At 66.5% G+C, this 23,728-nt stretch carries 19 protein-coding genes; 15 read left to right on the top strand and 4 right to left on the bottom strand.

The features are described 5' to 3' along the window. The first annotated feature begins 49 nt into the window (after positions 1-49). The 13 genes from LPA35_RS09420 to LPA35_RS09360 all read left to right on the top strand — a co-directional run bounded on the left by LPA35_RS09420 (position 50) and on the right by LPA35_RS09360 (position 14,953). Positions 50-418 (top strand): hypothetical protein, encoded by a 369-nt coding sequence (locus tag LPA35_RS09420; protein ID WP_055400618.1) that lies wholly within the window; start codon positions 50-52, stop codon positions 416-418. Then, positions 411-2,825: a penicillin-binding protein 1C gene (pbpC, locus tag LPA35_RS09415; RefSeq protein WP_370641390.1), complete on the top strand. Its 2,415-nt coding sequence runs from the start codon at positions 411-413 to the stop codon at positions 2,823-2,825. Before LPA35_RS09420 ends, pbpC begins: the two co-directional genes overlap by 8 nt. 84 nt (positions 2,826-2,909) lie before the next feature. Further along, positions 2,910-5,195, top strand: a complete 2,286-nt coding sequence (locus LPA35_RS09410; RefSeq protein WP_055400615.1) for a diguanylate cyclase domain-containing protein — start codon at positions 2,910-2,912, stop codon at positions 5,193-5,195. A gap of 252 nt (positions 5,196-5,447) precedes the next feature. Continuing rightward, the gene (locus LPA35_RS09405) at positions 5,448-6,611 is read left to right on the top strand and encodes an alpha-hydroxy acid oxidase (RefSeq protein ID WP_055400613.1); all 1,164 of its coding nucleotides are present in this window, start codon (positions 5,448-5,450) and stop codon (positions 6,609-6,611) included. A 148-nt stretch (positions 6,612-6,759) separates the two neighbouring features. Then, the gene (locus tag LPA35_RS09400; RefSeq protein ID WP_121420810.1) at positions 6,760-7,335 is read left to right on the top strand and encodes an RNA polymerase sigma factor; all 576 of its coding nucleotides are present in this window, start codon (positions 6,760-6,762) and stop codon (positions 7,333-7,335) included. A 16-nt stretch (positions 7,336-7,351) separates the two neighbouring features. After that, positions 7,352-8,143 carry an anti-sigma factor domain-containing protein gene (locus tag LPA35_RS09395; RefSeq protein ID WP_228896670.1) on the top strand — a complete coding sequence of 264 codons (792 nt, stop codon included), beginning with the start codon at positions 7,352-7,354 and terminating at the stop codon, positions 8,141-8,143. Positions 8,144-8,311: 168 nt separating this feature from the next. Further along, on the top strand, positions 8,312-9,865 hold the full coding sequence (locus LPA35_RS09390; protein ID WP_228896669.1) for a DUF4331 domain-containing protein: 1,554 nt from the start codon (positions 8,312-8,314) through the stop codon (positions 9,863-9,865). Positions 9,866-9,882: 17 nt separating this feature from the next. Continuing rightward, complete coding sequence (locus LPA35_RS09385) at positions 9,883-10,134, top strand: hypothetical protein (RefSeq protein WP_218300515.1); 252 nt, start codon at positions 9,883-9,885, stop codon at positions 10,132-10,134. 99 nt (positions 10,135-10,233) lie between these two features. Further along, positions 10,234-11,376: a hypothetical protein gene (locus LPA35_RS09380; protein WP_228896667.1), complete on the top strand. Its 1,143-nt coding sequence runs from the start codon at positions 10,234-10,236 to the stop codon at positions 11,374-11,376. Further along, positions 11,376-12,668: a HupE/UreJ family protein gene (locus LPA35_RS09375; RefSeq protein WP_228896665.1), complete on the top strand. Its 1,293-nt coding sequence runs from the start codon at positions 11,376-11,378 to the stop codon at positions 12,666-12,668. Before LPA35_RS09380 ends, LPA35_RS09375 begins: the two co-directional genes overlap by 1 nt. Positions 12,669-12,792: 124 nt before the next feature. Continuing rightward, a complete protein-coding gene (locus LPA35_RS09370) occupies positions 12,793-13,725 on the top strand; it encodes a DUF3034 family protein (protein ID WP_228896663.1) in 933 nt (310 codons plus the stop codon). Between the two features lie 12 nt (positions 13,726-13,737). Next, positions 13,738-14,196: a group 1 truncated hemoglobin gene (locus LPA35_RS09365; protein ID WP_121420816.1), complete on the top strand. Its 459-nt coding sequence runs from the start codon at positions 13,738-13,740 to the stop codon at positions 14,194-14,196. 10 nt (positions 14,197-14,206) lie between these two features. Further along, a complete protein-coding gene (locus LPA35_RS09360) occupies positions 14,207-14,953 on the top strand; it encodes a plastocyanin/azurin family copper-binding protein (RefSeq protein WP_228896661.1) in 747 nt (248 codons plus the stop codon). A gap of 138 nt (positions 14,954-15,091) precedes the next feature. Here the strand turns inward: LPA35_RS09360 and LPA35_RS09355 are convergent, their stop codons facing one another. Beyond that, complete coding sequence (locus LPA35_RS09355; protein WP_228896659.1) at positions 15,092-16,558, bottom strand: rhomboid family intramembrane serine protease; 1,467 nt, start codon at positions 16,556-16,558, stop codon at positions 15,092-15,094. A 226-nt stretch (positions 16,559-16,784) separates the two neighbouring features. On the opposite strand from LPA35_RS09355, the gene LPA35_RS09350 reads away from it, so the two are divergent. Continuing rightward, positions 16,785-18,911: a catalase gene (locus LPA35_RS09350; RefSeq protein WP_228896657.1), complete on the top strand. Its 2,127-nt coding sequence runs from the start codon at positions 16,785-16,787 to the stop codon at positions 18,909-18,911. A 40-nt stretch (positions 18,912-18,951) separates the two neighbouring features. Then, the gene (locus tag LPA35_RS09345; RefSeq protein ID WP_055400597.1) at positions 18,952-19,560 is read left to right on the top strand and encodes a hypothetical protein; all 609 of its coding nucleotides are present in this window, start codon (positions 18,952-18,954) and stop codon (positions 19,558-19,560) included. Between the two features lie 134 nt (positions 19,561-19,694). On the opposite strand, the gene arsA is transcribed toward LPA35_RS09345, so the two are convergent. The 3 genes from arsA to LPA35_RS09330 all read right to left on the bottom strand — a co-directional run bounded on the left by arsA (position 19,695) and on the right by LPA35_RS09330 (position 23,590). Continuing rightward, the gene (gene arsA / locus LPA35_RS09340) at positions 19,695-21,512 is read right to left on the bottom strand and encodes an arsenical pump-driving ATPase (protein WP_228896655.1); all 1,818 of its coding nucleotides are present in this window, start codon (positions 21,510-21,512) and stop codon (positions 19,695-19,697) included. A 52-nt stretch (positions 21,513-21,564) separates the two neighbouring features. Beyond that, positions 21,565-22,407, bottom strand: coding sequence for a ZIP family metal transporter (locus tag LPA35_RS09335; protein WP_228896653.1), 843 nt, complete (start codon positions 22,405-22,407; stop codon positions 21,565-21,567). A 286-nt stretch (positions 22,408-22,693) separates the two neighbouring features. Continuing rightward, entirely contained in the window at positions 22,694-23,590 is an 897-nt protein-coding gene (locus LPA35_RS09330) for a dienelactone hydrolase family protein (RefSeq protein WP_228896651.1), read from the bottom strand. Between the last annotated feature and the right edge of the window lie 138 nt (positions 23,591-23,728).

The raw sequence follows: 23,728 nt of genomic DNA, 5'->3' as shown, positions 1-23,728 counted from the left end.
GCAGCGCCATGCAGCCTTCCGTTTTGAGCCTGCCCTTCAGAACAACGCCATGAGCCTCAGTGTTTTTGTGGAACTGCGGTTCTGGGTGCTGGTGGCGTTTTCGCTGGTTTTGCCTGCGGGCATTTACGGGTTGCTGCTGGCGACCCGGTCCATCTCCCGCGTGGCCGTACTCGGCTTTGGTGTGGCGCTGGTGCTGATCGCTGGGGTGGACGTGTACCTGCTGCAGTCGCTCGCGTCCCTGGCCAAAACCACGCCGTCGCTGGCCGACGACGCGGTTTTCATCTCCGAGCTGTCCATCGCGCTCTATGTATTGCCCGTGGTGTTTGGTGGCATTGGCGTCAACCTGATTTCGCACGTGCTGCTGCGCCACCTGAGCGAGGCCGAAACCCGGTTTGACCGGGAGCATCCCAATGGCTGAGCGCCGGGGGGGCGGCGTTCGCCGCTGGTACGCTGGCTGGACTCTCTGGATGGTCAGCGCATCGGCCGCCTGGGCTATTCCGGCGTTTGACGAGGTGCGAGCCGACTTCAAGCCCTCCGACACCCTCATCCTCTCCCGCGAAGGCGAGGTACTGCAGCGCCTGCGCACCGATGCCACCGTGCGACGCGGCCAGTGGGTGCCTTTGGCCGAGGTGTCGCCCGCCCTGCGCACGGCCCTGGTGCTCAGCGAGGACAAGCGTTTTTTTGAGCACAGCGGCGTGGACTGGCGCGCCGCATCGGCCGCTGCCTGGGGCAACCTGTGGAACCAGCGCACGCGCGGGGCCAGCACCATCACCATGCAGCTGGCGGGTTTGCTGGACGGTGACTGGCGCCAGGGCCCTGGCGGGCGCACCGTGGTGCAAAAGCTGGGGCAGACGGTGGCCGCACAGGTGCTGGACCGGCGCTGGCGCAAAGACCAGATCCTGGAGGCCTACCTCAACCTCGTGCCGTTTCGCAGCGAGCTGGTTGGCATTGATGCCCTGAGCCGCACGCTGTTTGGCAAGGCCGCGCACGGGCTGGACGACCGCGAGGCGGCGGTGGCTGCTGCGTTGGTGCGCGCGCCCAATGCCCGGCCCGCGCTGGTGGCGCAACGGGCGTGCGGGGTGCTGCGCGATATGCAGACCATCAGCGGCGCGCGCCCCGCGCAGCGCGCCACCCCAGCCCCGGCCCGTGTGGATTGCGATGCGCTGGACCTCTTCACCACCGCCGCCCTGCAGCGCCGCGCATTTGATGCGAGCGAAGGCGTGGCGCCGCACTTCGCCCGCTACCTGCTTCGCCAGCGCTCTGGCAAAGACGGCGCCGTGCCCGAGCGTGTGCCCAGCACCCTGCGCGCGCCGCTGCAGCGTTTTGCCGTGCAGAGCCTTCAGCAGCACCTGCGCGAGCTGCGCGGGCGCAATGTGGAAGACGGCGCCGTGCTGGTGCTCGACAACGCCACGGGCGCGGTGCTGGCCTGGGTGGGGTCTTCAGGGCAACTGAGCCAGGCCAGCGAGGTCGATGGTGTGCTGGCGCTGCGCCAGCCGGGCTCCACGCTCAAGCCGTTTTTGTACGCGCAGGCGATTGCCGAGCGGCGGCTCACGGCGGCCTCGCTGGTAGAGGATTCGCCCGCGCAGATCACCACTGCCAGTGGCCTGTACATCCCGCAGAACTACGACCGGCAGTTCAAGGGCTGGGTGTCGGTGCGCACGGCGCTGGCCGCGTCGCTCAATGTGCCGGCGGTGCGCACGCTGGTGATGGTCACGCCCGACGCATTCCACCGCCAGCTCGGCGCCGTGGGCTTGCCGCTGCGCGAAAGCGGCGATTATTTTGGCTACAGCCTGGCGCTGGGCAGCCCCGAGGTGCCGCTGCTGCACCTGACCAACGCCTTTCGCACGCTCGCCAATGGCGGGCGGGCCAGTCCTGTTGCGGGCACGCTCGCCAACGGCGGGCGCGCAAGTCCTGTTGCGGGCACCCTGGCCAACGGCGGACGGTCGAGTGCTGTAGCGCTCTCGGATGTTGCAAAGCCGCGCTTTGCCCCTGCGCTGGACGCCCGTGCCGCCTTCATCGTGGGCGACATCCTCTCGGACGGCAACGCACGCGCCCGCACCTTTGGCACCGACAGCGTGCTGGCCACCCGCTTCTGGACGGCCGTGAAAACCGGCACCAGCAAGGACATGCGCGACAACTGGGCCGTGGGCTGGTCCGAGCGCTACACCGTGGGTGTGTGGGTGGGCAACGCCAGCGGCGCCGCCATGCACGATGTGAGCGGTACCAGCGGCGCGGCCCCCATCTGGTCGGCGGTGATGGGGTTTTTGCATGCCCGCGAGCCCAGCCGCGCCCCCAAGGCCCCCCTAGGCCTGGCCCGCACAGCGGTGCGATTTGGGCCCGTGGCGCCGCAGCCTGGCAGCCCGGACCCACGCGGCGGCGGCCAGCCGCTGGAGGCCGCGCGGGACGAATGGTTTGTGCAGGGCACCCAGCAGGCGTTATTTGCTATTGATTCGGTAGCTATTAGCGCTTATCCATCAAACGCCAGCGGCCAAAATGATGCTAAAAAATCTGCGCCCGGTGCCGCCCCATCTCCTGCGGGTCTGCCCCCGCGCATCACCGCCCCCGCCCCGGGCACCATCATTGCGCTGGACCCCGACATCCCCCCGGCGCGCCAGCGCCTGCAGTTCACCGCCACGGGCAATGCGGTGCAGTGGCGGCTGGATGGCAAAACCCTGGGCCGAGGCCCTCGGGTGGCCTGGTTGCCCTGGCCCGGGCGCCATGTGGTGCAGCTCACAGACGCGCAGGGCAAGGTGCTGGACGAGGTCCGTTTGGAGGTGCGCGGCGCAGGTGTGGTGGCCCAGCCTCTCCGGGCAGGTGCGCATTGACGCTGACAAGTCCGAGGAATACGGTGTGACTTGGGGCCAAGTCCCTGTCAAGGCGGCTGTTTAAAATAGTTACAAACTATCCCTATGCCCTCCCTTCGCCAGTTTTTCTCTCACCGCCTCATATGGCTGGCTTTGCTGGTGGCTCTGGGCATTGGTGCCTTGTTTGCCCGCACCATCTGGACCATTCGCAACGACGAATGGAGCTACGCGGTGCAGACCAACTCCAACCTGGCCCGCACCATGGAGCAGGGCCTGGCCTGGTCGCTGGACTCGTTCGACAAATCCCTGGAGGGCGTGGCCCGCGAGGTGGCACGGCCCGAGGTATGGGCGCTGCCACCCGACCTGCGTGCGCGGGTGGTGTTTGACAACTCGCTGCGCGCGCGCGGCGCGGGCGATGTGCTGGTGCTGGACGCTCAGGGCAACGTCATTCTGGACTCGGGTTCCCTGACCCCTCGCCGCACCAACTTGGGCGACCGCGACTACTTTCTGGCATTCAGTGAGCGGGGCGAGCGGGAGCTGTTCTTCGGCAAGCCCGTGCCTTCACGGGTGACGGGTCTGAACATCCTGCCCATTTCTCGTCCGTACTTCCATGCAGACGGCAGCTTTGCCGGGGTGGTGGTCGGCGCTATCCGCCTGAGTTATTTCAACGAACTGTTTGGTTCGCTGGACCTGGGCTCCAACAGCGGGGTCAACATGTTTCGGCGGGACGGGGTGGTGATCTCCCGCTTTCCGTATGGTGATGCTGATGTCGGCAAAACCATCGCTGGTACGCCTAACCTGCTGCGTTTTCAGGCCGAGGGCACAGGCTCTTTTGTCGGTAAGGCCGCGCTCGACGGCGTGGAGCGTCTGTACTCCTTCCGGCCTGTGGGCAACTACCCGCTGATTCTGAACGTGGCCCAGTCCACCGACACCATCTTGGCCAAGTGGAGGAGCAGTGCCTGGGTCCTGGGTGGTTTTGCTGCGCTGTTGATGGCTGGCTGCCTTGGGTTGGCGCTGCTGTTCGTGCGTGAGCTGGTGCTGCGCCAGCAGGTTTCGGCGCGTTTGGCCGAGGCTGAGCATGACCTGCGCACCATCCTCGACAACGTGCCTTCGATGATTGCCTACTGGGATGCCAGTATGCACAACCGCTTTGCCAACCGGGCGGCACTCGAGGAGTTCGGCACCTACCCGGTGCCTGTGCGCGGCCGGCATATCAGCGAGCTGCTCAGCGAATCCCGCTACGCGGCCAGCAAGCCCTACTACGACCTGGCGTTGGCGGGTGCACCGCAGCGCTTTGAACGTACGGACCAGAACCCGAAAGGCCAGCCGCGGCACAGTATCGTCTCCTACCTGCCCGACGCAGACGCGCGCGGCGTGGTCACCGGGCTCTTCGTGCAAGTGACGGATATTACCGAGCGCAAGCACATGGAGAACGAGCTGTTCGACGAGAAAGAGCGCGTGCGCCTGATGCTGCAAGCCATTGGCGACGCAGTGGTCTGCTCGGACGCGAAGGGCATGGTGACCTACCTCAACCCCGTGGCAGAACGCCTGACGGGCTGGCAGGCGTTTGATGCGGCAGGCCACACCGTGGACGAGGTGGTGAGCCTGCGCAGCCCTGACAACGATGAGCCTTTGACCAACACGCTGCGTGCGGCCATCCAGTGCGGCATGGCGACTCCCCCCGTGCGGGGCGTGCTGTTGCACCGCACCAATGGTCAGCGCTTTCAGGTGGAGGAAACCGCCAGCCCCATCACCGACCGCCATGGCACGGTGACCGGCGCCGTGGCCGTACTGCGCGACGTGACCGAATCGGTGGTCATGGCCGAGCGCATGGCCCACCTGGCCCAGTACGACGCACTGACCGACCTGCCCAACCGCGTGCTGCTGCAAGACCGCGCCCAGCTGGCCATCTCGCAGGCCCGCCGCGACGGCAAGTGCCTGGCCGTGATGTACCTGGACCTGGACGGCTTCAAGGACGTGAACGATACCCTGGGCCACGATGTGGGCGACCTGCTGCTGGTGCAGTTTGCGCAGCGCCTGAAGGCTGCCGTGCGCGCGTCCGACACCGTGTGCCGCCAGGGCGGGGATGAGTTTGTGGTGCTGCTGCCGGGGCTGGACGGCGCCGAGGCCGCCTGCCAAGTGGCGCGCAAGATCCTTGCGTCGTGCGACGCGCCCTTCGCGCTGGCGGGGCGTTTTCTGCAGGTGGGGCTGAGCGGCGGCATCGCACTCTTCCCTCAGCACGGCGATACGTTCGATGCGCTCTCGCGCCATGCCGACAGCGCCATGTACGCCGCCAAACGCGGCGGGCGCATGCGCTTCATGCTCTACCGGGGCCCGGACGCCGAGCCCGAGGTGGTGCTGGCCGCTGTGGAGGCTGGGCAGGATCCATAAGCCGCCAGAGCTCTGGTGTGGGATTTTGCTATAATTTTTATAGCTATTAGCGCTTTCCAAATAAGCACTAGCAGCCAATTTCTTTGAAATTCTTGCCCCTCCAAGGCCCCCGCTCTCCCACCGCCTTGGAAATTTGTTGCAGCCCGCACAAATAATTTTGATGGCCCACCCGCAGGCAAGTGCCTACCATTCGGCGCAGTCCTGTCTGCCCCCTGTGCAGCCCCCTGTGCAACCCCTTTCTGGAGCGTCCGCGTGCCCGATCTGTCCAAAATCACCTGCATTGAAGACCTGCGTGTCATTGCCCAGCGCCGCGTGCCGCGCATGTTTTATGACTACGCCGATTCGGGTTCGTACACCGAGGGCACCTACCGTGCCAACGAAAGCGACTTTCAGCGCATCAAGCTGCGCCAGCGCGTGGCCGTGAACATGGAGGGCCGCAGCACCCGCACCACCATGGTCGGCCAGGACGTGGCCATGCCCGTGGCCATTGCGCCCACGGGTCTCACCGGCATGCAGCATGCCGACGGCGAGATCCTGGGTGCCAAGGCGGCCAAGGCCTTCGGCATCCCGTTCACGCTCTCGACCATGAGCATCTGCTCCATCGAAGACGTGGCCCAGCACACGGGCAACCACCCGTTCTGGTTCCAGGTGTACGTGATGCGTGACCGCGACTTCATCGAGCGCCTGATCGACCGCGCCAAAGCCGCCAACTGCTCAGCGCTGCAGCTCACGCTGGACCTGCAGATCCTGGGCCAGCGCCACAAGGACATCAAGAACGGCCTCTCGGCCCCGCCCCGCCCCACCGTCGCCAACCTCATCAACCTGGCCACCAAGCCGCGCTGGTGCCTGGGCATGCTGGGAACGCCGCGCCGCAGCTTTGGCAACATCGTGGGCCATGCCAAGGGCGTGGGCGATTTGTCGTCGCTGTCGTCGTGGACGGCCGAACAGTTCGATCCGCAGCTCAACTGGGGCGATGTGGAGTGGATCAAGAAGCGCTGGGGCGGCAAGCTGATCTTGAAGGGCATCATGGACGCCGAAGACGCGCGCCTGGCCGTCAACAGCGGCGCCGATGCGCTCATCGTCAGCAACCATGGCGGCCGCCAGCTCGATGGCGCCCCATCCTCCATCGCCGCGCTGCCCGGCATTGCCGCTGCGGCGGGCAAGGACATCGAGGTGTGGATGGACGGCGGCATCCGCAGCGGGCAGGACGTGCTCAAGGCCCGCGCGCTGGGCGCGCAGGGCACGCTGATCGGCCGCAGCTTCCTGTACGGCCTGGGGGCCTTTGGTGAGGCAGGCGTGACCCGCGCGCTGCAGATCATCCAGAAAGAGCTGGACATCACCATGGCGTTCTGCGGCCACACCAACATCAACACAGTGGACCGCTCCATTCTGTTGCCAGGCACCTATCCGACCTGAGTCTTGCCGACTCGCCCTTGCAAAGGCCGCGCTGCGGCCTTTGTTGTTTCTGGCTTCCGGGTGAATCCATCCTCCCTTTTGTGGCGTATTCAGCTACAGCAAAGCCCCGCAAGTCCTTGAAACCCGATCCATCCCAGAGAATGGGCGCATGAGCACCCCCCAACCAGACCGTGAACTGATGGAACTCCTTGACCGCATCGCCGCGCAGGAAGACTCTGCGCTCAAAAGGCTGTACGAGCGTACCTCGTCGCCGCTTTTTGGCCTGGCCTTGCGCATTGTGCGCAACCGCGATGTGGCCGAGGACGTGCTGCAGGAGGCCTTCCTGAGCATCTGGCGCGGCGCCGGCAACTACCGCGCATCACTCAGCCCGCCCATGGCGTGGATGGGGCTCATCGTGCGCAGCCGGGCGCTGGATGCGCTGCGCAAGCGCAGCAGCGACCGGGCCGACCTGATGAACGAGCTGGACGACGAGCTGGCCCAGACGCTGGAGGGCGATTCGCCCAACCCCATGGACACGGCCGATGCCAGCGAGCAGTCGTTTGCGCTGCACCACTGCCTGGGCAAGCTCGACCACAAACAACGCGAGGTGGTCAGCCTGGCCTATCTGCGTGACCAGAGTCACGGCGAACTGGCCGAGCAGCTCAAGTTGCCGCTGGGCACCGTGAAGACCTGGATCCGCCGGGGGCTGGAGCAACTGCGCACCTGCATGGCGCGTTACGCCTGAGCACGGAAGGTCCACCATGAACATCACCCAACACCCCGACCTGCTCGACCGCCTGGCCGCCAGCTATGCCCTGGGCACGCTGCGCGGCGGCGCCCGCCGCCGCTTTGAAACACTGGCACGCGAACACGCCACCGTGCGCGCCGCCGCCCTGGTGTGGCAGACCCGCTGGTCGGGCCTGACCGAGCTGCAACCTGCCATCGACCCCGCCCCCGCCGTGTGGACCCGCATCGACAACCTCGTGCAGGCCGACAAGGCTGCGGCGGCCATGCAGGCTGCGCGTGTGCCCCCGGCTGCTGCGGCCGTGGGTGGCTGGTGGCGCAACCTGCTGGTGTGGCGCGGTGCTGCCGCTGCGGGGGCCATCGCCACGCTGGCGGCCGTGGTGGTCGGCGTGCAGGTCAATGGTGGCCTGCGTGCCACCACCGGCGCGCAGATTGCCACGCTGCAGCAGCAACTGCAGGCGACACCCCAGATCCAGTACGTGGCCGTGCTGGCCGACGACAAGGCGGACGCGTCGATGCTGGTCACCTTTGACCCCAAGAACAACCAGCTGGTGCTGCAGCGCGTGGGCGGCTTTCAGGAGGGGGCGGACAAGTCGCTGCAACTGTGGGCGCTGCCACCCGGCCAAGGCCCACGCTCGCTCGGTGTGCTGGGGCATGACAAGCTGCTCAAGCTGGTGGCCCAGGAAGGTGATGTGAAGGAAGTGCCCACACTGGCCATCAGCCTGGAGCCGCTGGGCGGCGTACCCAGCGCCACAGGCCCGACCGGGCCAGTGCTGTTCAAGGGCGCACTGATCCGCAAGGCCACCTGAACGGCACACAGCGGGCTGCCGCGTGGGATTGCCGCATGGGGTTGCCGGATGGGGCGGCGGGACGCCTCCCACAAAGAATCGTCGCAGCCGCTGAATCCAGAGGGTTCTCTTCGCCGTATAGGTGGTGGGGTGCTTGGCACCTCTCTATCCACCTACGAGGAGATCTCCATGCCATTGAGAAGAATCAGTCTGGCCGTGCTGGCTGCCCTGGCGGCCAGCGCAGCGGGCGTCAGCCTGGCGTCCAGCCACCGCGAAGCACCGTTCATCACGACCCAGCCCAAGGTTGACGGCGCCGATTTCTACCTGTTCAACAGCTACGAACCGGGCCGCGCGGGCTTTGTCACCATGATCGCCAACTACCTGCCGCTGCAGGATGCCTATGGCGGCCCCAACTACTTCAGCCTGGACCCGAATGCGCTGTATGAGATCCACATCGACAACAACGGCGACGCGGCGGAGGACATCACCTTCCAGTTCCGCTTCAAAAACACGCTGAACAACGGTGGCAACGGCATCACCCTCGACATCGGCCCTGACGGTGCCCGCAAGAAGGTAGCGATCCCGCTGCGCAACGCCGGTGGCATCAGCGGCGCGGCGGCCGACCCGCTGGCCTACCGGGAAGAGTACGAGATGTTCATCGTGCGCGGTGACCGCCGCACCGGCAAGCGCGAGCAGATCAGCATGGCTGGCGGGGGCACCACCTTCACCAAGCCCATCGATTACATCGGAGAAAAATCCCTGGGCAATGCCGCTGCCTACGACGCCTATGCCAGCAAATATGTGTATGGCATCAACATCCCCGGCTGCTCCACGCCCGGCAAGGTGTTTGTGGGCCAGCGGCAGGACCCGTTCCCTGTGTCGCTGGGCACCATCTTTGACCTGGTGAATGCGCCCGCTGCGGTCATCACCAGCGAGTCGAATGCAGCGGCTTTTGGTGCCGGCCAGATTGCCGACAAGAACGTGACCTCGCTGTCCGTGGAAGTGCCCACCAGTTGCCTCACGGCTGCATCGGGCGAGAAGGTCATTGGCGGCTGGACCACTGCCAGCCTGCGCCAGGCCCGCCTGCTCAACGGCAAGCCGGACTCGGGCCTACAGGCCAGCGAGAAGGCCGGTGGCGCATGGACGCAGGTCTCGCGCCTGGGCATGCCGCTGGTCAATGAGGTGGTGATCGGCCTCAAGGACAAGGACAAGTTCAACGCGTCCAAGCCCAAGGACGATGCCGCCAACTTTGCGGACTATGTGACACACCCCACGCTGCCCGCGCTGGTCGAGACGCTGTTTGGCGCCAAGGCCCCCACCAACTTCCCGCGCACTGATTTGATGACGGCCTTCCTCACGGGCCTGCCCACGGTGAACCGCCCCGGAAACATCACCGGCCTGGGCGCAGGCGGGCCCCTGGCCGAAATGCTGCGCCTGAACACCAGCATTGCAGCCACGCCAGTGGCTGCACAAAGCTCCCTGGGCGTGGTCGCCGGCGATGCGGCAGGCTTCCCCAACGGGCGCCGCCTGGGCGACGATGTGGTGGACGTGTCCCTGCGTGTGGCCATGGGTGCGCTGTGCACGGTGACCGGTGCCTCGGACGCACTCAAGGTGGGCTGCAAGCCCGGTGACGCCCCGGCAGGAGGCGTTGCATTTGTCGATGGCTCACGCACGAAAGCCACCGACTACCGCACAGCATTCCCCTACGTGAACCCACCACTGCCCGGTGCCAAGAACTTCTGATCCGAAGGAGACACACCATGCAAAAAAACCTTCGGATTCAGCACCTGGCGCTCACCTCGGTGGCGGCATTGGCCATCACCGGTTGCGGCGGGGGCGGAGGCGGTGACAACACGGCAGACCCTGGCAATGGGGGCCCCGTGATGGTGAACGCGTTCGCGTACGTGCAGCCGATTGTGGCCAGCGGCGCATCGGACACCACCGAGCCTCAGGCGGTGGACCAGTTGGTGCTGTCCAGCACCGAGACCGAAGAGCCCGATTCGCGGCTCTGACCTTCGCGCGACGCCCCTGGCTGCGCCCTGAATGGGCGTAGCCAGGGGCCTCCGTGGGTGAGTCTGCCTCCTCCCATACCCGTTTGTTGTCACGAGCCCATGAAGAAACCTTCCCACCTTGTGTGCGCGGCCCTGCACCTGATGTTCTGGGCTGGCACGGCCCTGGCTGCCTTGCCGCAGGACTTGCCCCCCGGCCTGGATGCCGATGTGGTCGAGCGCCTGCCTGAACGCGTGGCTGCAGCCCCCGCAACCCCCCAGGCCGCTGCCACCATCGCCCGGCGCTGGATCAGCTTGTCACGCGAGACGGCGGACCCGCGCTACCTGGGCCGGGCTCAAGCGGCCCTGGCACGCTGGTGGGGCCAGGCCGATGCCCCCGCCGATCTGCTGGTGTTGCAGGCCACCGTGGAACAAGGGCGCCATGAATTTGCAGCAGCGCGCGCCACGCTGGAGCGTGCCTTGCAAGCCAACCCCGCGCAGGTGCAGGGCTGGCTCACGCTGGCCACGCTGGAGCGTGTAGCCGCGCGCTATGAGGCCGCCGAGGCCGCCTGTCGCAACGTGGCGCGCTACGGCGCCACGCTGTATGCCACCGCCTGCCTGCTTGAAACCCGTTCACTTCAAGGTCAGCACGATGCTGCGCGCAGCGGTCTCACCGCCCTGTGGCAGCAGGCTGCGGGGGATGCCACCCAGCGGGCCTGGATTGGGTCACTGCTGGCCGAGAGCGAAGAGCGCGCAGGGCGCGATGATGCCGCCGACGCTGCCTACCGCCGCAGCCTGGCCGATGCCCCCGACGGCTACACCGCGCTGGCCTATGCCGACCAGCTGTTGCGCCGCAACCGTGCGAGCGCCGCGCTGGAGGTACTCAGGCCCCAGCCCGACAGCGATGCCGTACTGCTGCGGCGCGCGCAGGCCCTGCGGCTGATGGGGGACGCCGCGTGGCAGCCCCTGGCGCGCGACCTGGAAGCGCGGTTTGCCGCCATCGCGGCGCGCGGCGAGGGGCTGGATGCCCATGCCCGGGAGCGTGCCTTGCTGGCGCTGTGGTTGCAAGGGCAACCCGCCGCCGCATGGAAGGCGGCCCGCACCAACCTTGCCCTGCAGAAAGAGCCACTCGACTGGTGGCTTGCACTGCAGACCTCTGAACAATCGGGCGACGCTGCCGCCCACCAGGCGGTGCGGCAGGCCCTCCTGCAAACCGGGCTGCAGGACGTGCGCCTGGCGCGCTGGCAACCCCGGGGAGGCCAATGATGCGCTGCGAACACTGGACAACGGCCCCCCTGCGGGCCATGGTGGCGGTCGTGTTGCTTGCCGCGGCGCTGGTGCCCAGCGCACGGGCCCACAAGGCCAGCGACGCCTATCTGCGGGTGGCGGATGCCCCGGCGCCTGAGGGCGCTGCAGGGGCAGGCGCATCGGTAGGCCTGGTGCTGTCGGTGGCGTTGAAGGATGTGGACGCCGCGCTGGAGCAGCTCGATGCCAATGGCGACCGCCAGCTCACCTGGGGGGAGGTGCGGCAGTCCATGCCCGCCATGGCCCAGTGGGTGGGCCAGGGCATGTTGTGGCAGTGCGATGGAACGGTGACGGCCCCCGCCTGGCGCTTTGAAGCACTGGAGCAGCGCACCGATGGCCGTTACGCGCGACTGGCTGCCACGCTCCCCTGTGCGCCCGCCCAGGCGGTCACCCTGCGCTACGGGCTGATGCAGGGCATCGACCCCACGCACCGCCTGCTGGTGGGCGGTGTGCTCGGCGGCCAGCCGCTGGCGGCCGTGCTGGCCCCCGATGGGCGCGCCAGCACCGACCTGCGATCCGCAGGCAGCGGTGTCGCACCCCAAGGGGAGCCAGGTGCGCAAGGGGCTGGAGGTGCAGACGCCCAGGAGCCCGCATCCCCACGCAGTGGTGTGGCAACACTGCTGCAATTTGTGGCCGAAGGGGTGCACCACATTCTGCAAGGCTATGACCACCTGGCCTTTTTGCTGGCGCTGTTGCTGCCCATTTCGCTGGTGCGGCAGCCTCTGCCTCGCAGCCCGCAACCGATGACAAAGCAGCTGCCTGCGTCCCGGACGACTGACGCTCTGGATCGCCGTACCGGGCTGAAGGCGCTTTTGGTCACCGTCACGCTCTTTACCTTGGGCCACTCGGTCACGCTGGCACTGGCGGGCCTGGGCTGGGTGACGGTGTCGGGCAATTGGGTGGAACCTGCCATTGCGATCAGCATTGGTATCTCGGCGCTGCTGAATCTGTTCCCCGTCCGGGGCCTGCGGGGCCACTGGCTGGCGCTGGGCTTTGGTCTGATCCACGGCCTCGGCTTCTCGGGGGTGCTGGTGGAGGCAGGGATTTCAGGCAGCTCGCTGGTGTGGGCGTTGGCGGGGTTCAACCTGGGGGTCGAGGCGGGGCAGCTCCTGGTGGTGGCCCTGTGGTGTGCTGCATCCTTGGTGCTGGCGCGTTGGGCGCTTTACCGCACGGTGGTGGTGCGGGGGGGCTCGGCGGCGCTGCTGGTGTTGTCGCTGTACTGGACGGTGCAGCGGATCGCTTTTTCGGGCTGAGCCACCACGCCAGCGGCGGCGTGGTTCAAAGACCCTCGGCAGCGCTCTGGAATGTGCATCCGCTGGAGGCGCCCTGACGTACCTCCATCGGTGTAGCATTTATTTACAACCCAGGAGCGACCCCATGAAGAATCCACGCTGGCTTGCGGTGTCCGCCACGCTTGCCTTGGCCGCCACTGTGGCCCATGCCGACACCGGCAAACTGCTGCTCACAGGGGGCGTCAGCACCATCGCCGGGTCGGCCGGTGGCGGGCTCTCCCCCTGGGCGGTGATCGGCAGCAACGCCACCGAAGGCGAGGTGGGCTTTTCCGGCTACGCCACGCGCGCCGCCACGCAGGACTACGGCCTCAATGGCTACGGTGTTGCGGTGGGTTTGCATGACCGGGTGGAGCTGTCGCTGGCGCGGCAGGACTTTGACGCATCACCCGCCATCGCGCTCAATGGCATTGCGCCGTTTGGCGTGACCCCCGGGCAGCACATCCAGATGGATATCGTGGGCATCAAGGTCAAGGTGGCAGGCGATGCTGTGCTGAACGCCGACAGCTGGATGCCGCAGATCGCCGTGGGGCTGGAGCACAAGCGCGTGCGCCCTGGCTCCATCGGGTCGGTGCTCGACTTTCTGGGCACCCAAACCAGCGGCACCGACGTGTATGTGAGCGCCACCAAGCTGCTGCTGGCGCAGAGCCTGCTGGTCAACGGCACGCTGCGCTCCACCAACGCCAACCAGAACGGCCTGCTGGGCTTTGGCGCTGCCGCACCCGGCAAGAATCGCCGCAGCCTGCAGCCCGAGTTCTCGGTGGCGTACCTCATCAGCAAGAACCTGGCGGTGGGCGCCGAAGTCCGCTTCAAACCCAACAACCTGCAGGCGCTGGGCGCCGCCGCCGGCCTGGGCGCCGCGTTGCGCGAGGACGACTGGAAAGACATCTTCATCGCCTGGGCGCCGAGCAAGAACCTGTCACTGACGCTGGCCTATGTAGACCTGGGCCGCATCGTGCCCGGCATCACCAACCACCGCCGCCAGACGGGCTACTACCTGTCGGCCCAAGTCGCTTTCTGAAGAGATTTTTCCATGACCCACCCCAAAACCCTCATTGCCCTTGCACTCGCCCTGGGCGGCCTGCTGGCCCAGCCAGCTTTGGCCCAGACCGGCGCCGCCAATGCCACGGCCCCGGCAGGCCTCTACCAGGCACTGGGTGAAAAGCCCGGCATCACGCGCCTGATGGACGATTTTGTGAACCGTCTGGTGGTGGACCCACGCATCGGCGGCCACTTCAAGGACACCAAACCCGCCGCGCTCAAGGAAAGCCTGACCGACCAGATCTGCCAGCTCAGCGGTGGCCCTTGCAAATATGAAGGCGCTGACATGAAATCAGCCCATGCCGACATGGACATCACCAAGGGCCACTTCAACGCCCTGGTGGAGGTGCTGCAAAGCGCCATGGATGCCCAGGGCATACCGTTCGCACAGCAAAACCGCCTGCTGGCCTTGCTGGCGCCCATGCACCGCGATGTGATCACCATCCGCTGAGAATGTACCTATGAAAAATACTATGATTTTTGTAGCTGCTAGCGCTTTGTGGGCAAGCGCTAGCGCCGGAAATGTTCAAATCCAGGTGCTGGACCGCGACGGCAAGCCCGTGCCCGAAGCCGTGGTGGTGGTGTACCCCGGTGGCACGGGCGGCACATCGCCCAGCCTGCTGCAGGCCAACCCCACCATCGAGCAGGAAAAGATGCGCTTTGTGCCCGCCGTCACGGTGGTCGAGCCCGGTGCCACGGTGCGCTTTACCAACCAGGACCGCTGGGACCACCACGTGCGCGGTGCGGCGGCGGGCCTGGCGGCTGCGGCGGGCACAGCCAACAGCGGTTTTGAACTGCGCCTGGCGGGCAAGGCCGACGGCAAGCCTGCCAACTCCTTCGAGGTCAAGCTCGATACGCCGGGGGTGGTGCTGTTGTCGTGCCACCTGCACGGCTCCATGCGCGGCCATGTGTTTGTGACGGATTCGGGCTGGACGCTGAAGACCGATGCCGATGGCATTGCCCGCTTTGCGGGCGTGCCGGATGGTGCCGCGCAGGTGCGGGTGTGGCATGCCGAGCAGTTGATTGATTTGCCGCGCAAGGCACTGAACGTGGTGCCGGGACCGGTGCTGGACACCGTGCAGTTGAGCGTGGTGCCGCGCGTGCGGCGGGCGCCACCGGCTGCGCCTCCCACTGCGCCTGGAGGGCCGATGGGGGGATACAGCCAGGGGCCTGCCGGGCATCTGGAACAGGTGGCGCATCGGCATTGATGGGCGAGTTGACCAGGCTACGACCAGCTCAGCCCAACCGATAGAAATTAGCAGTGCGATTTCGGAAATTGCTACCAATTTAATAGCTGCTTGCGCCTACTCAATAAGCGCCAGCACCAAATTTACCCACAACAGTCCTCACCCCAGGCCACGCAGCGCCGCACTCCCCGGCGCCAGCTGCTTCAGCTGCGGTCCCAAAGCAGCCGCCTGCTCGCGCCGCCCCGCATGGCACAAGGCCGACACCAGCATGCCCAGCGTGTCGCCCAGCTCGGGGTGCGTGGGGGCGGTTTTGTGCAAGGCGTTGAACAGCTTTTCGGCATCACCCCATTGCTGCGCACGCGCAAAGCGGCGTGAGAGGCGGGCCATGTCGTCCGGCTGCAAACGGGCACCCGGCTTGGCCTTTTCAAAATACGTGCGGTAGCTGGCGTGCTGAAACTGCAGCGTCTGCTCGTCGTGGGCGTGCAAGCGAAAGATGCGGCGCGCGGCACGGTGGAAGTCTTCGCCGTCGGGCCACAGCGATGCCGTTTTGAACCAGGCGCTGAGCACCGCCTGGTCTTGTGGGCGCAGCTTGGCCGCCGCGCGCCACTGGGCCAGGGCCTGTTCGAACTTCATGCCCTGCGCCAGGCGCTGGGCGTTGGCCACATGGGCGTCAAAGCCGTCGTCGGGCGCGGCGTCCTGCGTCACCGGCACTTCCATCGGTTTCTTGCGCAGCAGCATGGCCAGCGCCATCAGCGATGCGCCGGTCACCAGCCCGCCCAGGTGGGCCATGTAGGCCACGCCCTTTCCGCTCAGCCAGTGCTGCAGCAACTCGTTGGCAATCCACGCGGGCAACAGCAGCAACGCCGGTGCGGTCACGTAGTTGAAGTAGAAAAACAGCTGGTAAAAAAACCGCACGCGCCGCAGCCGGTACAGCACCGCGTACATGCCCATCAGGGCCGACACGGCGCCCGAAGCGCCCAGGCCGTAGCTGCCCATGCCCGCATAGGCCCAGCCCGCCAGCAGCGAGCCGCCCAGGCCACCCAGCAGGTAAAACGCCAGGTACCAGCCCCGGCCCAGTGCCAGCTCCACCGAAAAGCCGAACAGAAACAAAAACACCATGTTGCCGATGAGGTGCCCGGTGCTGCCGTGCAAGAAGGTGGCCGTGAGCCAGGTGACGGGGCGCAGCTCCGCGTCCTTTTCAAAGTTCTGCGCCCACTTGCGGGTGAAAGGGGCTGGCATCCGGGCTTCGTACTGGGCGCGCGCGGCCTTCCAGTCGGTGTACCGCGGGTCTTCGGGTGGCACAAAGCGCGGGCTTTTCAGCCGCTGCTGAAAGCCGTCTTCCTGCTCCATCCAGCGCAACAGCATGCGATGGTCGCCCGCCTTTTGCAGGGCGCGGGCCTCTTTGAGGTGCTTGTCGCCGGTTTCTTCCAGCCAGGCCACAAAACGCGGGACTTCGATGGCGGGCAAGGGGCTGGCCACGTAGAAGGCGGCCGCCCGGTCCTGCGCCTTTTCTTCCGAGCGCTGCGGGCCCCAGAACACGAGCATGTTCACCAGGATCAGCAGCACCGTCATCCAGGGCGGGTTGCGCCAGGTGGGCCGGTTTTCGAGGGGGATGGCGTAGAACATGGATCAGTCTGGCAAGGGCAAAGGAGAGGGTCGCGCCACAAGGCAATGGGCCCTGCAGGATGGGCGCAAGCGTAGCAAACACCGAGAGGCTTTAGCGCACAGGCAACGGGCCATTGCCTGACGACGACGACGCCCGGATGGGGCGGCGTCCTACTCCTCGAAAAGCACGGGGGTCCAACGATGTTGGTTGGTCTTGTTTCATTACCCAGAACCCCCAGGAGCGCCCATGGCCCAAACCCCCACTTCGCGCGGCGCGGCAAAAAAATCGCCGTCTGCCCTGCCCTCTTCCACCCAGTCAGACACATTTCGCGGCAACGCAGGCGAATTGCAGCAGCAAGCCGGGGGCAAGCACCCGGTGCTGACCACGCAGCAGGGCATCCCGGTGGCAGACAACCAGAATTCCCTGCGCCCGTCGCCACGCGGCCCCACGCTGCTCGAAGACTTTGTCCTGCGCGAGAAGATCACGCACTTTGACCACGAGCGCATCCCCGAGCGCATCGTGCATGCGCGCGGCTCGGCAGCCCACGGTTTCTTTGAACTCACGCATTCGCTCAAGCAATACACCACTGCCAAGGTGCTGACGGAAGTGGGCGTGCAGACGCCCGTGTTCACGCGCTTTTCGACCGTTGCAGGCGGCGCGGGATCGGTGGACACACCGCGTGACGTGCGCGGCTTTGCCGTCAAGTTCTACACGCCCGAAGGCAACTGGGACCTGGTAGGCAACAACATCCCCGTGTTCTTCATCCAGGATGCGATGAAGTTCCCGGACCTGGTGCACGCGGTGAAGATGGAACCCGACCGCGCGTTCCCCCAGGCGGCCAGTGCACACGACACCTTCTGGGACTTTGTCTCGCTGATGCCCGAAACCATGCACATGATCATGTGGGCCATGAGCGACCGCACCATCCCGCGCAGCCTGCGCATGATGGAGGGGTTTGGCGTGCACAGCTTCCGGCTCGTCAATGCTGCGGGCGACAGCACGTTCGTGAAGTTCCACTGGCGCCCCAAGCTGGGCATCCAGTCCACGGTGTGGGACGAAGCCGTCAAGCTGCAATCGGCCGACAACGACTTCCACCGGCGTGACCTGTTCGAAGCCATCGAGGCGGGCGACTTCCCGGAATGGGAGCTGTCGGTGCAGCTCTTCACAGAGGAGGATGCCGAGCACTTCCCCTTCGACCACCTGGACCCCACCAAGCTCATCCCCGAAGAACTGGTGCCCCTGCAGCCCGTTGGCCGCATGGTGCTCAACCGCTGGCCCGACAACTTCTTTGCAGAAACCGAGCAGGTGGCGTTTTGCCCCGCCAACGTGCCGCCTGGCATCGACTTCAGCAACGACCCGCTGCTCCAGGGCCGCCTGTTCTCGTACGTGGACACGCAGCTGTCCCGCCTGGGCGGGCCCAACTTCACGCAGATCCCCATCAATGCGCCCAAGTGCCCGTTCCACAACATGCAGCGCGACGGTCACATGCAGATGCAGGTGCCCAAGGGCCGCGTTGCCTACGAACCCAGCAGTCTGCAGGGTGACACGCCACGCGCCTCACTGGCACAAGGCTTCCGCCACTTCGCTCAGGCCGACGACGGCGATGGCCGAGGAAAAGGCCGCATCCGCCCCGAGAGTTTTGCCGACCACTACAGCCAGGCGCGCATGTTCTTTCGCAGCCAGAGCCCGCTGGAGCAGGCCCACATGGCGTCGGCCTTGGTATTCGAGCTGTCCAAGGTAGCCACTGTGCATGTGCGTGAAGCCGTGGTGGGCCACCTGCAGCATGTAGACACCGACCTCGCCCAGCGTGTAGCCGACGGCCTGGGCATGCAGGCGCTGCCCCCCGCCCCGACTGCCGCCGAGCCAGTGCAGGACCTGCCCCCTTCACCCGCGCTGCGCATCATCGACCGCATGAAGCCCACGCTGCAGGGGCGCTGCATCGGCATCCTGGTGGCCGATGGCTCCAACGGCAACACGGTGGCCAACCTGCGCAAGGCGCTGGAGAAGGTGGGCGCCACCGTCAAGATCGTGTCGCCCAAGGTGGGCGGAGCCGTGCTGAAAGACGGCACGCTGTTGCCCGCCGACGGACAGCTGCAAGGCACGCCATCGGTTGTGTTTGACGCTGTGGCCTCCATCCTGTCGCCCGACATGGGCGCACTGCTGGCCAAAGAGGCCGCCGCCGTGGACTGGTTCCGCGACGCGTTCGGCCACCTCAAGGCGATTGCCGCCTGCAAGGGCACCCAGGCCATCCTGCAAGCCGGTGGCATCGAGCCCGACGCAGGCGTGGTGGACCCCGCCGACGCGCAGGGCTTCATCGCCGCTGCACAGACCCGCCAGTGGGAGCGCGAACCCAAGGTCCGCACCCTCGCATGACGCATCCATCCCGTTCCCAACCCCCACCCAAGGAGAAACCATGCCCAAAGCCCACTATGACAGCCACCAGCTTGATGATCTGGTGCTCCAGATGATGGAAACCGAACTCGGCGGCGAGCAGGTGTACCGCACCGCGCTCACCTGTGCCGTGAACCCCGATCTCAAGAAGGAATGGGAAAGCTATCTGGAAGAAACCTTGACCCACCAGGATGTGGTGCGCAGCCTGTGCGACACCCTGGGGCTGGACCCCGATGCGCAGTCGCCCAGCCGGGCGGTGGTCAAACACATCGGCGAATCCCTGGTCAAGGCCATGCTGCTGGCCAAACAGGGGGGCAACCCCGCCGCCGCCCAGTTGGTGGCCTGTGAATGCGTAGTGCACGCCGAGACGAAAGACCACGCCAATTGGGAGCTGCTGGGCAAGGTGGCCGAGGTGGCCACGGGCGACGTGGGCCAGACGTTGAAATCGGCCCACAAGGCGGTGGAGAAAGACGAGGACCACCACCTGTACCACACCAAGGGCTGGTGCCGCGAGCTGGCCCTGGAGGCGCTGGGCCTGCCTGCCGTGCTGCCCCCTCCCGAAGAGGTCAAGAACGTGGAAACCGCCATTGGCGCATCGCGCGCCGAGCAACAGCGCGAAACCATGCTCTGACCTCAGCGATGCCGCAAGGCGGTGGCACACCGCCCGGCATTCGCTATTAAAAATATAGCTGCTTGCGCTTTACTGATAAGCGCTGGCGGCTATTTTTCTTTGGTACTTTCCCCCATTCACTATTCATGTTTGCCTCAACGGATCGTGGCTGGGGGCGCCGACGCCAGTTGGCCCAGTGCAGCCACCCCCACCGGCGGCGTAGCCAGCCAGGGCAGCACATAAGTGCGCTGCGCCAGGCCGTTGGCAATGCGCGCGGCCTGCTGTTGCTCGCCCACCAGGCGGGCCTGCAGCAGCGGGTCGCTGGTGCCCGTGGCCGCCACGCTTTTGTTGATGACCCAGGCCCAGGGCTCGATGTGGGCGCGGCGCAGGTCGTCCTGCAGCGCTGCCGCCTGGCTCACGGGGGTGACTTCGGGCAGCGTGACGATGACCACATGGGTCATGTCAGCGTCCTGCAGGCGCATGAGCGGGGTGATGATGTGTTTGGAGTTTGCGCTGCCTTCGTACTGCTGCGTCATCTGCCGGTGGTAGGCGCCGGTGGCGTCCATCAGCAGCAGGCTGTGGCCGGTGGGCGCCGTGTCCAGCACCACAAAGGCGCTGCGCGCTTCGTTGACCACGCGGCTGAAGGCATGGAACACGGCCACCTCTTCGGTGCATGGCGATTGCAGGTCTTCCAGCAGCAGGGCGCGGCCCGCGTCGTCCAGGGCCTTGCCGCGCGTGGCCATGATCTTGTCGATGTAGGCCTGTGTCTCTGCGTGCGGGTCGATGCGGCCCACTTTCAGGCCGGGCAGGCTGCCGTCGAGCTGGGCTTGCACATGGGCTGCCGGGTCGGTGGTGGTGAGGTGGACGCTGTGCCCGCGCTGCACCAGGCCCACGGCCAGCGCGGCGGCGATGGTGGTCTTGCCCACGCCGCCCTTGCCCATCACCATGATGAGGCCGTGGCCCTTGGCGGCCAGTGCATCTGCCAGGGACGAGAGGGGTTCGGCCTGCAACAGCACACCCGCCGTGGAGGCAGGCGCGCCCAATGGCACATCGCCGCCCCCCAGCAATGCCCGCAGCGCGGGCAGGCCCACGGTGTCAAAGGCGCGCAGCGGCACCTCGTCGCGTGGCAACTGGGCCAGCGCATCGGGCATCTGGTCCATGGCTTCGCGGCCTAGGGACTCAATGGCGTCGGCCACCGCGTCCTGCCCCGGTCGGCTGGCATGGAACACGCCGTTGATGGCCAGGCGCTGGTTGGCCAGGCCGAGGGCGCGCAGCTCCAGCGCGGTGCGCGCGGCCTCCTGCATGGGACGGGGGTCGGGGCGGGTGACCAGCACCACGGTGGTCAGGGCCGGGTCGCTCAGCGCGGCCAGGGCGGCGTTGAAGCGCGCCTCCTGCATCTTCAGGCCCGAGTGCGGCCCGAGGCACGATGCGCCCCGGTCATTGCCCGCCAGGAATCCGGTCCACGCCTTGGGCAGGCTCAGCAGGCGCAGCGTGTGGCCGGTGGGCGCGGTGTCGAACACCACATGGTCGAACACATGGCCGGTATCGCTGCCCTCGCTGGCCAGCAGCGCCGCAAATTCATCGAACGCCGCGATCTCGGTGGTGCAGGCGCCCGAGAGTTGTTCGCGCACCGTCGCGCGTTCGTCGCTGGTGGCTGTGGCCTCCAGCTGTGCCAGCACACGCTGGCGGTAGGCCTCAGCGGCGGTGTCGGGGTCGATGTTGAGCATGTGCAGCCCCGGCACCCCGGGCACGGCCACCGGCTGGTTGGACAGCGGCACGCCCAGCATTTCATCGAGGTTGGAGGCTGCATCGGTGCTGACCAGCAGCACCTGCCGACCAGCATCCGCCAGGGCAATGGCCGCAGCCGTGGACAGCGAGGTCTTGCCCACGCCGCCCTTGCCCGTAAAAAACAGAAAACGCGTGGGCTGGGCGAGCAGGCCCAGGGTGGCGGGGGCGGCGTGGGGGGAAGTCATTCCACCAGAATGGCACAACCACCTGGCGCGGCCTTGAGCCAGGTCAAGGGCGTCAATGCGCGTGCGCCGCCCCGCTCACCAGCGTCACGATCACCATGCCCGCAATCAGCCAGGCGATCTGCGCAATGGTTTCGCGCGCCGTGAGGCGCTTTTGCAGCTGGGGAATCAGGTCGGCCAGCGCCACATACACAAAACTGCTCGACGCCACGGCCAGGAAGTAGGGCAAGAAGTCTTGCAGCTGCCCCACCAGGAAGTAGCCCACCACGCCGCCCAGCGCCGTCACGGCGCCCGCCAGCGACACCTTGACCAGCGCCATGCGGCGGTTGGGGCTGGTCTGGCGCAGCACCACCAGGTCGCCCATGTGGTGCGGCACCTCGTGCGCCAACACTGAAACGGCGGCGATCACGCCCAGGCGGATGTCGGCCATGAAGGCCGAGGCGATCAGGATACCGTCGCCAAAACAATGCACGCTGTCGCCCGTGAGCACCGCCCATCCGCCAGAGCGCGGCCCGTGGTGATGGTGATGGTGGTGCGCATGGCCGTGGTCATGGGCGTGATCGTGGTCTGCATGGACGTGGCCGTGGGTGGAGGGCTGTGCGTGGCTGTGCTCATGCCCGTGGTGCCACAGCTCGGCCTTGTCCAGCAAGAAGAAAAACACCACACCCACCAGCAAGGTGGCAAACAGGTCGTGGGCGCCCGCCTGGCTCTCGAACGCCTCGGGCAGCAGATGCATGAAGGCCGTGGCCAGCAGGGCTCCCGCCGCCAGGCTCAGCAGGTGCTGGGGGCCCACGCTGTCGGTGCGCCCGCCCAGGCCCAGCCGCATCAGCAGTGCGGCCAGCCACACGCTGCCAATGCCCGCAGCCAGCGTGGCCAAGATGATTGCTACTAAAGTCATAGCTTCTTACGCTTTATAGATAAGCCACAGAGCTTATTTTCGTTCAAATCCCACGCCCCGGACGCGAGATTAAAAAAGCCGCCCCGGTGAGGGGGCGGCTGCGGGCGGATTGCAGGGTACCGGCTCAGAGGCCGAGAGTTTTTTGCCCGAGCCCGAAAGGTGCGTCAAAACGCAGCTGATCGAGGCGCAAAGCGCAGCCATAGCTCGGGCTATGGCGAGCATTTGCAACGACGAGCAGCGGTGTTTTGGCGCGCAAGGCGGGCATAGGCAAAAGACTCTCAGCCTCTCAGACCACGCCATGCGTCTTGAACCAGGCCAGCGCCCGCTTCCAGCCGTCTTCGGCGGCTTCCTTGCGGTAGCTCGCGCGGTAGTCGGCATGGAAGGCGTGGGGCGCGTCGGGGTACACCACAAATTCCGATGCCTTGGCCTGCGGCGAGCCACTGGCCAGGGCAGCTTTCATCTTATCAACCGTGTCAAGGGGTATCCCGGTATCTTTTTCGCCATACAGCCCCAGCACCGGGGCCTTGAGGATGGGGGCGATTTCCACAGGGTGCTTGGGCGTCAGCTCGCTGGCCTGGCCCACCAGCCTGCCGTACCAGGCCACGCCCGCTTTCACGGGGCCATGGGCTGCGTACAGCCAGGTGATGCGGCCGCCCCAGCAAAAGCCGGTGATGCCCATGCGCGCGGCGTCGCCGCCGTTGGCAGTGGCCCATTGCACCGCACCATCGAGGTCGGCCATCACCTGGGCGTCAGGCACCTTGGAGACCACTTCGGCCATGAGCTTGGCAATGTCGGTGTACTGCGACGGGTCGCCCTGGCGCGCATACAGCTGGGGCGCAATGGCCAGGTAGCCTGCCTTGGCAAAGCGGCGGCAGGTGTCGGCGATGTACTCGTGCACGCCAAAGATTTCCTGGATCACCAGCACCACGGGCAGACCGGTCTTGCCGGCAGGTGCTGCGCGGTAGGCGGGCACCTTGAAGCCGTTGACCGTAAAACTCACCTCCCCGGCCGTCAGGCCGTCGCTGGGCGTGGCGATGGCCGTCTGCGCCATGATGGGTGCGGCTGCTGCGGCATAGCCCAGGCCCAGTGCGGTCTGTAGCGCTGTGCGGCGGGTGGCGCCCGCCTCGGTGGTGCGGCCTGGCAACAGCGCGCGTGCGTCGGAGTGGAGGTCTTCAGTGAGCATCGGTTTCTCCAGGGTGAAAGAAGAGGGGGCCAACAAGGGCGGTAACGGGCGGAAGCCGCAGTCTAGGCGGTTTGGAGCCTTGCCGCATTTGCCGGTACCGCAAACAGGGGCGCACTGCTAGACTTTCTGCGAACCTGG

The organism is Acidovorax sp. Leaf73 (assembly GCF_916855635.1).
Classification (GTDB): domain Bacteria; phylum Pseudomonadota; class Gammaproteobacteria; order Burkholderiales; family Burkholderiaceae_C; genus Acidovorax; species Acidovorax facilis.
The sequence above is the reverse complement of the archived record's forward strand: the minus strand, read 5'-3'. Positions and strand labels throughout refer to the sequence as shown.

Excerpts from the sequence above, each read along its gene's own strand:
- LPA35_RS09385 (WP_218300515.1), top strand. The coding sequence starts at position 9,883 with ATGCAAAAAAACCTTCGGATTCAGCACCTGGCGCTCACCTCGGTGGCG.
- LPA35_RS09380 (WP_228896667.1), top strand. The coding sequence starts at position 10,234 with ATGAAGAAACCTTCCCACCTTGTGTGCGCGGCCCTGCACCTGATGTTC.
- LPA35_RS09350 (WP_228896657.1), top strand. The coding sequence starts at position 16,785 with ATGGCCCAAACCCCCACTTCGCGCGGCGCGGCAAAAAAATCGCCGTCT.
- LPA35_RS09420 (WP_055400618.1), top strand. The coding sequence starts at position 50 with ATGAGCCTCAGTGTTTTTGTGGAACTGCGGTTCTGGGTGCTGGTGGCG.
- LPA35_RS09375 (WP_228896665.1), top strand. The coding sequence starts at position 11,376 with ATGCGCTGCGAACACTGGACAACGGCCCCCCTGCGGGCCATGGTGGCG.
- LPA35_RS09345 (WP_055400597.1), top strand. The coding sequence starts at position 18,952 with ATGCCCAAAGCCCACTATGACAGCCACCAGCTTGATGATCTGGTGCTC.
- LPA35_RS09330 (WP_228896651.1), bottom strand. The coding sequence starts at position 23,590 with ATGCTCACTGAAGACCTCCACTCCGACGCACGCGCGCTGTTGCCAGGC.
- LPA35_RS09370 (WP_228896663.1), top strand. The coding sequence starts at position 12,793 with ATGAAGAATCCACGCTGGCTTGCGGTGTCCGCCACGCTTGCCTTGGCC.
- LPA35_RS09410 (WP_055400615.1), top strand. The coding sequence starts at position 2,910 with ATGCCCTCCCTTCGCCAGTTTTTCTCTCACCGCCTCATATGGCTGGCT.
- LPA35_RS09335 (WP_228896653.1), bottom strand. The coding sequence starts at position 22,407 with ATGACTTTAGTAGCAATCATCTTGGCCACGCTGGCTGCGGGCATTGGC.
- LPA35_RS09400 (WP_121420810.1), top strand. The coding sequence starts at position 6,760 with ATGAGCACCCCCCAACCAGACCGTGAACTGATGGAACTCCTTGACCGC.
- arsA (WP_228896655.1), bottom strand. The coding sequence starts at position 21,512 with ATGACTTCCCCCCACGCCGCCCCCGCCACCCTGGGCCTGCTCGCCCAG.
- LPA35_RS09395 (WP_228896670.1), top strand. The coding sequence starts at position 7,352 with ATGAACATCACCCAACACCCCGACCTGCTCGACCGCCTGGCCGCCAGC.
- pbpC (WP_370641390.1), top strand. The coding sequence starts at position 411 with ATGGCTGAGCGCCGGGGGGGCGGCGTTCGCCGCTGGTACGCTGGCTGG.
- LPA35_RS09360 (WP_228896661.1), top strand. The coding sequence starts at position 14,207 with ATGAAAAATACTATGATTTTTGTAGCTGCTAGCGCTTTGTGGGCAAGC.
- LPA35_RS09365 (WP_121420816.1), top strand. The coding sequence starts at position 13,738 with ATGACCCACCCCAAAACCCTCATTGCCCTTGCACTCGCCCTGGGCGGC.
- LPA35_RS09390 (WP_228896669.1), top strand. The coding sequence starts at position 8,312 with ATGCCATTGAGAAGAATCAGTCTGGCCGTGCTGGCTGCCCTGGCGGCC.
- LPA35_RS09355 (WP_228896659.1), bottom strand. The coding sequence starts at position 16,558 with ATGTTCTACGCCATCCCCCTCGAAAACCGGCCCACCTGGCGCAACCCG.